The organism is Streptomyces sp. NPDC017940, from assembly GCF_044328435.1.
Taxonomy (GTDB): domain Bacteria; phylum Actinomycetota; class Actinomycetes; order Streptomycetales; family Streptomycetaceae; genus Streptomyces.
Genome location: NZ_JBIRHJ010000004.1, coordinates 812431 through 825437, shown reverse-complemented (window position 1 = coordinate 825437; position 13007 = coordinate 812431). Strand labels below are relative to the sequence as shown.

Annotated in this window: 10 protein-coding genes; 3 read left to right on the top strand and 7 right to left on the bottom strand. The window is 72.9% G+C overall.

The annotated features are described in order from the left end of the window. Positions 1-62: 62 nt before the first annotated feature. From ACH4DX_RS17990 to ACH4DX_RS17980, 3 genes are all read right to left on the bottom strand, one after another. On the bottom strand, positions 63-1220 hold the full coding sequence (locus tag ACH4DX_RS17990; RefSeq protein ID WP_398118137.1) for an ROK family transcriptional regulator: 1158 nt from the start codon (positions 1218-1220) through the stop codon (positions 63-65). 199 nt (positions 1221-1419) lie between these two features. Continuing rightward, the gene (locus tag ACH4DX_RS17985) at positions 1420-2082 is read right to left on the bottom strand and encodes a response regulator (RefSeq protein WP_398155785.1); all 663 of its coding nucleotides are present in this window, start codon (positions 2080-2082) and stop codon (positions 1420-1422) included. 81 nt (positions 2083-2163) lie between these two features. Continuing rightward, entirely contained in the window at positions 2164-3402 is a 1239-nt protein-coding gene (locus ACH4DX_RS17980) for a sensor histidine kinase (RefSeq protein ID WP_398155784.1), read from the bottom strand. 152 nt (positions 3403-3554) lie between these two features. Between ACH4DX_RS17980 and ACH4DX_RS17975 the strand changes: the two genes are divergently transcribed. The 3 genes from ACH4DX_RS17975 (at position 3555) to ACH4DX_RS17965 (ending at position 5929) form a co-directional block, all read left to right on the top strand. Continuing rightward, positions 3555-4604, top strand: coding sequence for an ATP-binding cassette domain-containing protein (locus ACH4DX_RS17975; RefSeq protein WP_398155783.1), 1050 nt, complete (start codon positions 3555-3557; stop codon positions 4602-4604). Positions 4605-4607: 3 nt separating this feature from the next. Then, positions 4608-5345, top strand: coding sequence for an ABC transporter permease (locus ACH4DX_RS17970; protein ID WP_398155782.1), 738 nt, complete (start codon positions 4608-4610; stop codon positions 5343-5345). Positions 5346-5488: 143 nt separating this feature from the next. Next, a complete protein-coding gene (locus ACH4DX_RS17965) occupies positions 5489-5929 on the top strand; it encodes a hypothetical protein (protein ID WP_398155781.1) in 441 nt (146 codons plus the stop codon). A gap of 95 nt (positions 5930-6024) precedes the next feature. Here the strand turns inward: ACH4DX_RS17965 and ACH4DX_RS17960 are convergent, their stop codons facing one another. The 4 genes from ACH4DX_RS17960 to ACH4DX_RS17945 form a co-directional block, all read right to left on the bottom strand. After that, positions 6025-7098: an enoyl-CoA hydratase/isomerase family protein gene (locus tag ACH4DX_RS17960; protein ID WP_398155780.1), complete on the bottom strand. Its 1074-nt coding sequence runs from the start codon at positions 7096-7098 to the stop codon at positions 6025-6027. A 93-nt stretch (positions 7099-7191) separates the two neighbouring features. Further along, positions 7192-8226, bottom strand: coding sequence for a methylmalonyl Co-A mutase-associated GTPase MeaB (meaB, locus tag ACH4DX_RS17955; RefSeq protein WP_398155779.1), 1035 nt, complete (start codon positions 8224-8226; stop codon positions 7192-7194). Positions 8227-8238: 12 nt separating this feature from the next. Then, complete coding sequence (scpA, locus tag ACH4DX_RS17950) at positions 8239-10545, bottom strand: methylmalonyl-CoA mutase (protein ID WP_398155778.1); 2307 nt, start codon at positions 10543-10545, stop codon at positions 8239-8241. Then, positions 10542-12410 carry a methylmalonyl-CoA mutase family protein gene (locus ACH4DX_RS17945; protein WP_398155777.1) on the bottom strand — a complete coding sequence of 623 codons (1869 nt, stop codon included), beginning with the start codon at positions 12408-12410 and terminating at the stop codon, positions 10542-10544. Before ACH4DX_RS17945 ends, scpA begins: the two co-directional genes overlap by 4 nt. Between the last annotated feature and the right edge of the window lie 597 nt (positions 12411-13007).

Below are 13007 nucleotides of genomic sequence, written 5' to 3'. Positions count from 1 at the left end.
ACGCGGTTTCCGTACCGGCGCCGAACCGCTGTCTCCGTAGGGCGGGAAGTGCTTGTCCCGGCCTACTGACGTGCCGTCACCGTGCCCTCGACGGCGAACAGCTCCTCGTCCACGTGGTCGAGCGCGAGCCGCAGTGCGCCCGTGGCGACGGCCGCCTCCCCGAGGAGCGAGAGCGCCACCCTCGGCGCCCGGAGGCAGTAGCGGGTCAGCTCGCGGTGCAGCGGCTCCAGGACGCCGTCGAGGCCCGCCGCCCAGCCGCCCACCACGACGAGTTCCGGGTCGAGCGCGAGCACCAGGGCGCCCACGTCGTGCACCAGGCGCCGTATGAAGCGGTCGACCGCCGCGCGGGCCCGCTCGTCGCCCTCACGCGCGTGCGCGAAGACGTCCGCCACCGCCTGCTCGTCCAGCGGGTGCAGCGGTTCGTCCGTCGTCGACAGGAGCGTCTCCGGCGTCACGTCGCGGCCCAGCAGGTGCAGGGCGCCGATCTCGCCCGCCGCCCCTCCGTACCCGCGGTGCAGGCGCCCGCCGATCAGCGATCCGGCACCGGGGCTCAGGCCCGCCAGGACGAACACCACGTCGTCCGACTCCGTGGCCGCGCCCTTCCAGTGCTCGGCGACCGCCGCCGCGTTGGCGTCGTTCTCCACCAGGACCGGGCACTTGAAGGAACGGCGCAGCCGTTCGCCCAGGGGCAGGCCCGTCCACCCGGGCAGCGCGGTGCTCAGCCGCACCGACCCGTCGGCCTCCACGATCCCGGGGCTGCCCACGCCGACGGCGCGCAGCGAGCCGCGGGACACCCCCGCGCGGCGCAGCAGGTCGGCGACGGCAGCGCGCAGCCGATCGAGGCGCTCGTCCGCGGGCGCCGTCTCCGACACGTTCTTCGCCGCGGTGCCGAGGACCTTGCCGTCGAGGTCGGACAGGACCGCCGCGACCCGGTGCGCGCCGATCTCCAGGCCGAGCAGATGGCCCGCCTCCGCGCGGAAGCGGAACTTCCGCGCAGGCCGCCCCTGCCGCCGCGCGCCGCCCTCGTCCGCGTCCGTCTCCACGACGAGCCCGGCCTCGCTCAGCCCTTCGACCACGCCCTCGACCGTGGGCCGCGAGAGCCCCGTCACCCGGGTGATCTCCGTGAGGGTCGCGAAGTCCGCGGCGCGCAGTGCGTGCAGCACCACCGCGGAGTTGATCCGCCGTAGCAGAGAAGGATCCCCGCCGGTCAGCCGCCCCAACGTCCGTCCTTCCGTTCCATGCGCATGATGGGCGAAGGGTACTCGGAAGGCGCCGACCGGTGCGAGTGCCGATCAGGCCGCGGGCCCGAAGGGACTCGGCCGCGGGTGACGAAAGCGGACCAGCCGGGCGTGCCGCCCACGGTGCCGGGCGAAGGCTCGGGGCCGGTGTGGGCGTGCGCGGGCGTACGCGGGGAGAGCATCAGCCCGGGGCCACGAAACCGGATTCGTACGCCGTGATGACGGCCTGGGTGCGGTCGCGCGCGCCGAGCTTGGCAAGGAGCGAGCTGACATGCGACTTCACGGTCTCGGTACCGACGACGAGACGGGCGGCGATCTCCGCGTTGGACAGGCCGCGCGCCATCAGCCGCAGTACTTCCTCCTCGCGGCCGGTCAGCGCCGCCCGCTCCAGCGCGGCCACCGCGACCGGATTGCCGTGCCGGGTGCCGTGGGCGCCCGCGAGCTCCCGCACGGCCGCGGGGAACAGCAGCGACTCGCCCTCGGCCACCAGGCGCACCGCGTGCACGATCTCGGCCGGCCTGGCCCGCTTCAGCAGGAAGCCGTCGGCGCCCGCGCGCAGCGCCTCGTACACGTACTCGTCGTTCTCGAAGGTCGTGATCACGACGATCTTGGGCGGATCGTCGATCATGCGCAGCACCGCGCGCGTGGCCTCGATGCCGTCGAGGAGCGGCATGCGGACGTCCATGGCGACGACGTCGGGGCGCAACGCGCGCACCAGCGGGATCACGGCGGCACCGTCCGCCGCCTCACCCACGACCTCGATGTCCGGCTGCGCTTCCAGTACGGCGCGCAGGCCCGCGCGGACGAGGGGCTCGTCGTCGACGAGCAGGACGGTGACCGGCATCCGGCCAGCGTAGATCACGCATCCTCGGCCGGGGGAGGCACGCCCACCCCGTACGCGCTCGCCGGGAGTTCGCCCCCGCGCTCACGCCAGGGGCAGCTCCACGCGGACCCGCCAGTCACCCTCGTGCGGCCCCGTGTCGGCGCGCCCGCCGAGGAGCGTGGCCCGCTCCCGTATCCCGCGCAGCCCGCTGCCGCCCCGTCCCGTCGCCGCGGCGGGGGCGGGCAGGGCGTTGCGCACGTCGAGAGTCAGCAGGGCCGCGCCGGCGGTCACTTGGACGCGTACCGGTACGGGCCCCGCGTGCCGCAGGACGTTCGTCAGGGCCTCCTGGAGCATGCGGTAGCCCTCGCGCGACACCGGGCCCGGCAGCCGGTCCACGGGGCCGCTCAGATCGACGTCGAGCTTCGCGCCCGCCGTGCGCGCGGAGACGAGGAGCCGGTCGGCGTCGGCGAGCGTCGGCCGCCCGCGCGCGGGCCTCCCGTCCTCGCGGAGCACCCGCAGTACCCGCTCCAGGTCCTCCAGGGCGTGTCGGCCCGTGTCCTCGATGGCTTCCAGGGCGCGTTCGGTGAACGCGGGGTCGGCCGTGGCCCGCGCGGCGCCCGCCTGCACGACCGCCACGGTCAGCGCGTGCCCGATGGAGTCGTGCAACTCGCGGGCGATGCGATTGCGTTCGAGGAGCTGCTCGGTGCGCTCCTCGAGGGCGGCGAGACGCTGCGCGGGCGACGGCCCGAGGAAGCGGCGCGCGGCCGCCGCCGTCGACAGCCCCGCCAGCACGACGACGACGTACAGAGCCAGCAGCGGCAGGGGGAGGAGCAGCGCGGCGAGCCACCGCGGTCCCTCCACGGCGAACAGCGGGCTGTCCTGGTCCGGCGCCCCGGCCGCCGCGCCGACCAGGGCCAGTGCCTGGCCGATGAGATTGACCGTGGCGAAGGCGGTCGCGCCGCCCACCTCCAGGCGCAGCACGAGCCACAGCGCGGTGCGTACGCGGTCGTCCCAGGATGCCGACGGCGCCACGGAGACACCGCTTCCGGAGGCGTCCTCGGCCTTGTCGTCGTCCACGCGCGCGTGGGCGCCCGGGAACAGCATCACGCGCGCCTGCAAGCCCTCCGCGCGGCGCATCGCCGGGACCAGCGCCGCCGCGGCCACCAGCGGCACCGGGTGGACGAAGAACAGCAGCAACCAGTCGGTGACGCCCGCGTCCGTGACGCCGATGACCGACGCGAACGTCAGCCCGACCACACCGCTCACGACCAGGTGCAGCCAGCGGGTGTACGTGACGGCCCGCGTGAGCGGCGCGAACCACCGGGAGGAGGGCAGGGACATGCCGTCATCGTGCCAGGGCTTGTGTGCGGCACGGCTCCCTCTCGCGGGGGAGGCGATGTGCCCGGGCGGGGGAAGCGATGTCCCCGGATGGGGGAGGCGGTCTCCCCGGGCGGGGGAGGCGCGAGCACCGTCCCCGCCGTGACGCTAGTGCCATGACCAGCATCGACGTCCAGCAGCTCACCAAGGAGTACGGCACCACCCGTGCGGTGGACGGCCTGACCTTCGGCGTCCGCCCCGGCCAGGTCACCGGCTTCCTCGGTCCCAACGGCGCCGGAAAGTCCACCACCCTGCGCCTCGTCCTCGGCCTCGACCGGCCCACTTCCGGTACCGCCACCGTCGGCGGGCGGCCCTACGCGGCGTACGAGGAGCCGCTGCGGCAGGTCGGCGCCCTCCTCGACGCACAGGCCGCCCACGGCTCGCGCACCGCCCGCAACCACCTGCTCGCGCTCGCCGTCAGCAATCGCATCACCCCCGCGCGCGTGGACGAGGTCCTCGCGGAGACGGGCCTCGCGGCGGTCGCGGGGCGCCGCGTCAAGACGTACTCCCTGGGCATGCGGCAGCGCCTCGGCATCGCGGCCGCGCTGCTCGGTGACCCCGCCGTGGTGATCCTGGACGAGCCGTCCAACGGGCTCGACCCCGAAGGCATCATCTGGATCCGCGAGTTGCTGCGACGCCTCGCCCGCGAGGGCCGCACCGTGCTGGTGTCGAGCCACCTCATGACCGAGACCGCGACGTTCGCCGACCACCTGGTGGTCCTCGGCCGCGGCAGGCTGGTCGCGGACACCCCGACGCGTGCGTTCATCGCGTCCCACAGCAAGCCGCGGGTCCGTGCCCGCACCACGGACCCGGCCGGGCTGCGGGCCGTGCTCGCCCGCGCGGGGCACGAGCTGAGGGCGGTCGACGGCGATGACGATGGTGTCGGTGTCGGTGTCGGTGTCGGTGCCGGTGCCGGTGTCGGAGCCGGTGCCCGGTGGGCCGTCGACGGTGCCAGGGCCGAGGAGATCGGCAGGCTCGCCGCGAGCGCGGGTGTGCCGATACTCGAACTCGTCGACGAGGAGGCCTCGCTGGAGGACGCGTATCTGGCGCTCACGGCGACAGCCACCGAATTCACTGCGGGCGTTCCCACGGTCCCGGCAGCCTCAGCTGTGCCCGCAGCAGGCTCTGACGCCTCCGAGAAGCCCGCGCCCCGCAAGGAGGCTTGATCAATGTCACCCACCGCCGTGCTCCACTCCGAATGGATCAAGATCAAGTCGCTGCGGGGAACCGTCGGCTCGCTCGCCGCGGTGTTCCTGACGACCGTCGCCGTCACGGTGCTCGTCTTCGCCACCGTGGGCCGCGCGGAGGCCGAGAACGCCGACGCCGAACCCCTCTTCGACGCCTTCTACGCGCTCAACTTCGGCCAGCTCGCCGCCATCGGCTTCGGCGCCACCGCCGTCAGCTCCGAGTACGTCGACGGCGCCCTGCGCGTCTCCCTGTCCGCCGTGCCGCGCCGAGGCTTGTTCTACCGCTCGAAGATCGCCGTCGTGGGCGGGGCGGCGCTCGCGGTCGGACTGCTCACGAGCTTCACCGCGTTCCTAGGCGGCCAGGCCTTCCTGGGCGAGTACGCCATCGGGCTCGGCCACAACGGTGCCGTGCGCGCGTGCGTGGGCGGCGGGGTCTACCTCGCGCTCATGGCACTGTTCGCGGCGGGCCTCGCGGCACTGCTGCGCAGCGGAGTCGCCGTGCTCAGCGTGCTTATCCCGTTCAACCTGATCGTCCCGTTCGTGATCGGGGACGTGGCGGGCGGGGCGGCCCAGTTCCTGCCCGACCGGGCCGGGCAGCAGATCCTGCGCGAGGACCCCACGGGCGTGCTCGGCGGCTGGGCGGGCCTCGGCGTGCTGGCGCTGTGGGCGGCGGCAGCGGTCGGCGCCGGGTGGTGGGCGTTGCGGCGACGGGACGCGTGAGGGGTGGAGAGCTGTCCGAGGGGGCGGGGGCGTGGCTGTCTGACGGAGTGAGGGAGCGGAGGATGTGGCTGACCGAGCGGGCTGGGGGGCGGGGCCGCCTGATGGGAAGCCAATTGTCAGTGGCGGCCGCTTTACTGGACACCATGAGCAGCGCAGACCACATCGCGGCCATCGACCTGCTGCGCGCCCGCGGCTTCCCCGAGGCGTCCGGCAGGTCGGAGTTCGGCTATGGCGGGCCGGGCTACCACATAGCGGAGTTAGCGACGCAGGACCAGCTGTGGGACGACGACGGCACGGCCCACGGGGAGGCGGAGGAGCAGTACGAGGCCGAGCGGGACGCCCTGACCGTGCTCCTGGCCCAGCGCTGGGGCGAGCCGCAGCACTTCAGCCTCGCCAGTGCGCTGCTCCGTGCCATGGCTCGGCCGACGGAGATTCCCGACCCCTGGGCGACGCTCAGCGAATCGGTCCCCGACCTGCACCTGTGGCGGGCCGAAGAGCACTGGATAGCCCTGGGAGTGGCCCGCTGGGGCGAGCGTCGGGCGCTTCAACTCGTCGCCGTCGTCACGGAAGTCGACCCTCCGTAGCCGGTCCCCATCCGTAGCCGGTCCTCGCGTAGCCGGTCCCCATCCGTAGCCGGTTCCGCGTGTACGACTGACACTCCGTGAACGGCAGCGGCCCCTCACTCGGAGCCGCGGTCCAACTCCCCGGAGCCGAGACCCAGCTCCCCGTACGCACCCGGCTCGAAGAACCGCTCCACATCGGCCTCGGTGACCGATGCCAGGTCGGCCGGGGACCAGCGGGGCGTCCGGTCCTTGTCGACGACCTGGGCCCGCACCCCCTCGGGGAAGTCCGGCGCCGTCAGACAGGCGCACGACACGCGGTACTCCTGGTCGAGCGCCTGCTCCAGGGTGGGAAGGCGGCGCGCCCTGCGCAGGGCGGCGAGCGTGACCTTCAGCGCCGTGGGGGAGCGCGACAGGAGGTCGTCGGCAGCCTCCTTGGCCGCCGGCTCACCGCAGGACTGGAGGCGGTCGACGATCTCCTCCACCGAGTCGGCGGCGTAGCAGGAGTCGATCCACTCGCGGCGCACGGCGAGTTCGCTCGCGGGCACCGCCTCCGCGTACTGCCGGACGGCCTCCGCCGGGTCCGCGTCCGCGAGGGCCGCGGTGAACTCCGCGAGGCGCCCCGACGGGACGTAGTGGTCGGCGAGGCCGCACAGCACCGCGTCGGCCGCGGACACCGTCGTGCCGGTCAGCGCCATGTGTGTGCCCAGCTCGCCCGGCGCACGCGTCAGGAGGAACGTGGCGCCCACGTCCAGGACGAAACCGATGATCGTCTCGGGCATGGCGACGCGGGACCGCTCCGTGACGACCCGTACGTCGCCGTGGGCCGATACGCCGACACCGCCGCCCATCACGAAGCCGTCCATCAGCGCGACGTACGGCTTCGGGTAGCGGGCGATCCGGGCGTCGAGCAGATACTCGTCGCGCCAGTACGCCGCCGACGCCGCGCCGCCGCCCGCGAGGATGTCCTCGCGTACGGCCCGGATGTCACCGCCTGCGCACAGGCCGCGCTCACCGGCCCCGCTCATGACGACCGTCCGGACGGTGTCGTCGTGCTCCCACGCGGTGAGCGCCTCGTCGACGAGGCGGACCATCGGGTGGTCGAGTGCGTTCAGGGCGCGCGGGCGGTTCAGGACGATGTGGCCCGCGCGGCCCTCGACGCGGGTGCGGACCGGTGGGACGTCGGGGCTCAATGAACTGTTCCCTCTTCACTGTCGGAACGCTGTGGAGCGTTCACTGGCGGATCGCTGTGGAGCGTTCGGTTCGCCGTCGGAACGCCAACGCTGTTAGGTATGCGGTTCGCCATCGGAACGCTGTGTCGTATCCGCTTCGCCGTCAGGGCGCCGGAACGCGTCCAGGATCTGCTCCGCCGCCACGGTCGCCGTCAGCGTCCCCGCACGCACCCGCTGTTCCAGCTGGGGCGCGAGCCGTCGCACGTCGGGATGGGCGTGCAGCCTGCCGAGCAGTTCGTCCCTGACCATCGTCCATGTCCAGTCGACCTGCTGGTCACGCCGCTTGGCGGCGAGGCGGCCTGTGGAGTCCAGGAGCTCACGGTGCTGTTCGAGCCGCTCCCAGAGGGTGTCGAGGCCCTTCGACTCGCGGGCGCTGCAACTGAGGACGGGCGGCGTCCACGCCGCGTCCGCGGGATGCATGAGCCGCAGGGCACCGGCCAGCTCCCGCGCGGCCGAGCGCGCGTCCCGCTCGTGCGGCCCGTCCGCCTTGTTGACGGCGATCACGTCCGCGAGCTCCAGGACGCCCTTCTTGATGCCCTGGAGCTGATCGCCGGTGCGGGCGAGGGTGAGCAGCAGGAATGTGTCGACCATGTTGGCCACGGCCGTCTCCGACTGGCCGACGCCCACGGTCTCCACGAGCACCACGTCGTATCCGGCCGCCTCCATCACCACGATGGACTCGCGGGTCGCCTTCGCCACCCCGCCGAGCGTGCCTGCGGTGGGGGAGGGCCGCACGAACGCCTTCGGGTCCACCGACAGGCGCTCCATGCGGGTCTTGTCGCCCAGGATGGAGCCGCCCGTCCGCGACGACGACGGGTCCACGGCGAGTACGGCCACGCGGTGGCCGAGCGACGTCAGCATCGTGCCGAGCGCGTCGATGAACGTGGACTTCCCCACGCCCGGCACCCCGCTGATGCCGATCCGCCGGGCCCGTCCGGCGTGCGGGAGCAGTTCCGTCAGCAACTGCTGCGCCAGTACGCGGTGCTGGGCTCGGGTGGACTCCACGAGCGTGATCGCGCGCGCGATGTGCGCACGCTTGCCGTCGAGCACGCCCTTCACATATGTGTCGAGATCGATCCTCGGTGCCATGGGCTCAGCGGCTCACAGCCCGGCGCGGCCGGAGTCGGAGCCCGGGCCGGAACCAGGGCTTGATCCGGTGTCCGGGTCCGGGTCCGGGTCCGGACCCTGGTTCGGGTCCGGTACCGGCGCACCGTCGTGGCCGAGCCCGGCGGCCAGCCGCCGTACCAGGTCGTACGCCGCGTCCGGGATGACCGTGCCGGGCGGGAACACCGCCGCCGCACCCGCCTCGTGCAGGGCGTCCACGTCCTGCGGCGGGATCACACCGCCCACGACAATCATGATGTCCTCGCGGCCCTCGGCGGCGAGCTCCGTACGCAGGGCAGGGACCAGCGTGAGATGACCGGCCGCCAGCGAAGAGACGCCGACGATGTGCACGTCCGCCTCGACGGCCTGCCGCGCCACCTCCGCGGGCGTCTGGAACAGCGGGCCGACGTCGACGTCGAAGCCCAGATCGGCGAAGGCGGTAGCGATCACTTTCTGGCCGCGGTCGTGCCCGTCCTGGCCCATCTTGGCGACCAGGATGCGCGGGCGGCGCCCCTCGGCCTCCTCGAAGGACTCCACCAGGGCACGGGTGCGCTCCACGGACGGCGAGGGGCCTGCTTCGGTGCGGTACACACCGGAGATCGTACGGATCTGGCCCGCGTGCCGCCCGTACGCCTTCTCCAGCGCGTCCGAGATCTCTCCGACCGTCGCCATCGCACGGGCCGCGTCCACCGCGAGCGCGAGGAGATTGCCTTCGAGCCCCGGACCCGAGCCGCTCCCCGCGGCGGCCGTCAGCCGGCGCAGCGCGTCCTGGCACACCGCGTCGTCGCGCTCCTCGCGCAGCCGCCGCAACTTGTCGATCTGCTGGGCGCGCACCGAGGAGTTGTCGACCTTCAGGACCTCGATCTGCTCGTCGCTGTCCACCCGGTACTTGTTCACGCCGATCACCGGCTGCCGCCCGGAGTCGATGCGCGCCTGCGTCCTGGCCGCGGCCTCCTCCACGCGCAGCTTCGGGATGCCCGCGTCGATGGCCTGCGCCATGCCGCCCGCCGCCTCGACCTCCTGGATGTGCTGCCAGGCGCGGCGCGCCAGGTCGTACGTCAGCTTCTCCACGTACGCGCTGCCGCCCCACGGGTCGATGACCCGGCACGTGCCCGACTCCTGCTGGAGCAGCAGCTGGGTGTTGCGGGCGATGCGCGCCGAGAAGTCGGTGGGCAGCGCGAGTGCCTCGTCCAGGGCGTTCGTGTGCAGGGACTGCGTGTGCCCCTGCGTCGCGGCCATCGCCTCCACACAGGTGCGGGTCACGTTGTTGAACACGTCCTGCGCGGTCAGCGACCAGCCGGAGGTCTGCGAGTGCGTGCGCAGCGACAGGGACTTGGCGTTCTCGGGCTCGAACTGCTTGACCAGCTTCGCCCACAGCAGGCGTGCCGCGCGCAGCTTGGCGACCTCCATGAAGAAGTTCATGCCGATTGCCCAGAAGAACGAGAGCCGCGGCGCGAACGCGTCCACGTCCAGGCCCGCCTCGCGCCCCGCCCGCAGGTACTCGACGCCGTCGGCGAGCGTGTACGCCAGCTCCAGATCGGCCGTGGCCCCGGCCTCCTGGATGTGGTAGCCGGAGATCGAGATGGAGTTGTAGCGCGGCATCTTCTGCGACGTGAACGAGAAGATGTCGGAGATGATCCGCATCGAGGGCTTCGGCGGATAGATGTAGGTGTTGCGGACCATGAACTCCTTGAGGATGTCGTTCTGGATGGTCCCCGCCAGCTTCTCCGGCGGCACGCCCTGCTCCTCGGCGGCGACGATGTACAGCGCGAGTACGGGAAGGACCGCGCCGTTCATCGTCATCGACACCGTCATCCTGTCCAGCGGGATGCCGTCGAACAGCTGACGCATGTCGTACAGGGAGTCGATGGCCACGCCCGCCATGCCGACGTCGCCGGTCACCCGCGGATGGTCGCTGTCGTAGCCGCGGTGCGTCGGCAGGTCGAACGCGACCGAGAGGCCCTTCTGGCCGGCCGCGAGATTGCGGCGGTAGAAGGCGTTGGACTCCTGCGCGGTGGAGAATCCCGCGTACTGCCGGATGGTCCAGGGCTGGTTGACGTACATCGTCGGATAGGGGCCGCGCAGATACGGCGCGACGCCCGGGTAGGTGCCGAGGAAGTCCAGGCCCTCCAGGTCGGCGCCCGTGTACAGCGGCTTGACCGCGATGCCCTCCGGGGTCTCCCACAGCAGGTCGTCGGCGTCCTTGCCGGTGGCCGCCTCGACCGCGGCGCGCCACTGTTCGGCGGAGCCTTGCGGGGCCGCGTCCGGCTCCAGGCCGATGCCGGAGAAGTCGGGGACGGTCATGGCGCCACTCCCATGAGGTCGAGGGTGGAGGAGAGCACGGCGACGGCGTCGCAGCCCGCGAAGACGTGGGTGACGGCCGCGTCGAGAGCGGCGTCCGTACCGGGACGCCCCGCGAGGAACACGCGCTCGGCACCCGCCGCGGTCAGCGCCGCGGCGACCGCGGCACCCTCGGCCGTGTACAGCGCGTCGCTGGAGCACACGCACGCCACGCGCGCCCCGCTGGCCTTCAGTGCGCCCGCGGCGTCCGCCGCGTCCACCGTCACCGGGTCGTGCACGGCCTCGATCCCGCCCGCCTGGAAGAGGTTCGCGGCGAAGGAGACACGCGCGGTGTGCGCGGCGGCAGGGCCGAGCGCGGCGAGGAACACCTTCGGGCGGGTACCTGTCTTCGCCAGATGCGCGTCGGAGCGGGCTCGCAGGGCTTCGTACGCCTCGTCGCGGCGCACCCGCGGCAGGCCGCCCGCGGGTGCGGCGGGCACCGGCTCACGCTCGACCGGCTTCTCCGTCAGGTTGGGGAACTCGCTGACGCCGGTGACCGGTTCGCGGCGCTCGGCGAGCTTCTTGGAGCGCTTCGCCCACGTCGCCGCGAGGCTGTCGCCGAGCATGCCGGAACGCAGGGCCGCGGCCTGGCCGCCCGCGCCCTCGATCTGCTGGAAGAACTCCCATGCCTTGTGCGCGAGTTCGGCGGTGAGCCGCTCCACGTACCAGGAGCCGCCCGCCGGGTCGACGACCCGCGCCAGGTGCGACTCCTCCAGGAGGATCGTCGAGGTGTTGCGGGCGATGCGGCGGGCGAAGGCGTCCGGCAGGCCCAGGGAGTGGTCGAAGGGCAGCACCGTGACCGCGTCCGCGCCGCCCACTCCGGCACCGAGGCAGGCCACGGTCGTGCGCAGCATGTTCACCCACGGGTCGCGGCGCGCCATCATCACCGGCGACGTCACCACGTGCTGGCGCTGCGCGCCCGCGTCGGCGTCCCCGCACGCCTCGGCGACGCGCGCCCAGAGGCGCCTGGCCGCACGGAGCTTGGCGATGGTCAGGAACTGGTCGGCCGTGGCCGCGTACCGGAACTCCAGCTGCGCGCACGCCTCCTGGAGGGTGAGGCCCGCGCCCGTGAGCAACCGCAGATAGGCGACGCCGGTGGCGAGGGACGCACCGAGCTCCTGCGCCGCCGAGCCCCCCGCCTCGTGGTACGGCAGCGCGTCCACGGTGAGCGCGCGCAGGCCGCCGTACTCCCGGCCGCACAGTCGCGCGAGCTCGACGGCGGCGTCGGTCCCCGCCTCCGTGCCCGCGCGCGCCTCGTACGCCAGCGGGTCCGCGCCGAGGTTGCCGCGCGCCGCGTCCTTCGCGACGCCCGCGGCCTCGATCAGACGGAGCAACTCCCGTGCGGCGGGCCCGACATCGGCGCCCGCGTCGAGAACGACAGGAGCCAGGTCGAGAAAGACGCCGTCCAGCGCCCGCTCGAGACCGGGGACCGGCAGGGCGTTGGGGCCCAGGGTGAGCCACAGGGATGTCACGCCGTTCTCGAGGTCGGCGAGCACCGACTCGTTCGTGCGTACGGGGTCGCCCGTGGCGTGCCGCTGCCGCACGTCCCAGCCCGCCGCCGCACTGCCCGCGGCGCGGCCGCCCCGTACGAACGGGGCGAAACCCGGATGGCCCACATCGGCCAGGGCCCCGGCGTCGTGTGCGGTGTACAGGGGGCGGGTGCTGAGCCCGTCCTCGAGCGCGGTGGACAGCGCTTCCTCGGCCGCCGACCCCGATACGTCCTTACCCGACTTGCGCAGTACGCCTTCCACCAGGCGCTGCCACTGCTCATGGGTCGCATCAGGGAACTCGGCGGCCAGCGAAAGCCCGTCATCAGGCAGGACCGTCATATCCCGATGCTAGGGCGGAATCCCGGCCCCGTGCTGGGGCGACGCTGTGACCTTGCACTCTCCGGATCGGACTTGAACTCGGACGGACGGCCCGCTATTACCCGTGAGTAATAAGAGGGGAGTGTGGGGCGGTTTCTACTCATACAGGCGCAGCCTCTTCGTGTGTCTGTCACTCACCCTCCTCTCTCCCGCGTCAAGGAAGCGTCAAGAAGATCACTGTGCGCGTCAGGGTGGCGTCAACAAATAGGGGATGAGCTGCGGCGCGACCAAGACTGGTCACCGCGGGGGAACGGACGAGCGAACCCGTGACGCAGGGCCGTTGCCCGCGGGAGCGTGCCGCACGCACCCGCGGGGAGCGCGACGCACGCACCCCGGGGGGAGCGCGACGCACGCCGACGGCGGCGCGCACAGTTCCGCTGGGGGGCGGGCTGTGACCATCCCAGCAGGTGCGACTGCCCCGTCCGGGCGTGATCGTCCGTCCGTAAGGGGTCTCTGCCCGCGGCCACCGGCGCCGCGGGCAGAGACATCCGCGGCAGGTACCGGGTACGGGCGAGTGCCGTCAGGGTGGCGTCAAGTCCGCCCCGGCTGCCGTATGAG

Excerpts from the sequence above, each read along its gene's own strand:
- ACH4DX_RS17970 (WP_398155782.1), top strand. The coding sequence starts at position 4,608 with ATGTCACCCACCGCCGTGCTCCACTCCGAATGGATCAAGATCAAGTCG.
- ACH4DX_RS17985 (WP_398155785.1), bottom strand. The coding sequence starts at position 2,082 with ATGCCGGTCACCGTCCTGCTCGTCGACGACGAGCCCCTCGTCCGCGCG.
- scpA (WP_398155778.1), bottom strand. The coding sequence starts at position 10,545 with ATGACCGTCCCCGACTTCTCCGGCATCGGCCTGGAGCCGGACGCGGCC.
- ACH4DX_RS17945 (WP_398155777.1), bottom strand. The coding sequence starts at position 12,410 with ATGACGGTCCTGCCTGATGACGGGCTTTCGCTGGCCGCCGAGTTCCCT.
- ACH4DX_RS17980 (WP_398155784.1), bottom strand. The coding sequence starts at position 3,402 with ATGTCCCTGCCCTCCTCCCGGTGGTTCGCGCCGCTCACGCGGGCCGTC.
- ACH4DX_RS17965 (WP_398155781.1), top strand. The coding sequence starts at position 5,489 with ATGAGCAGCGCAGACCACATCGCGGCCATCGACCTGCTGCGCGCCCGC.
- ACH4DX_RS17975 (WP_398155783.1), top strand. The coding sequence starts at position 3,555 with ATGACCAGCATCGACGTCCAGCAGCTCACCAAGGAGTACGGCACCACC.
- meaB (WP_398155779.1), bottom strand. The coding sequence starts at position 8,226 with ATGGCACCGAGGATCGATCTCGACACATATGTGAAGGGCGTGCTCGAC.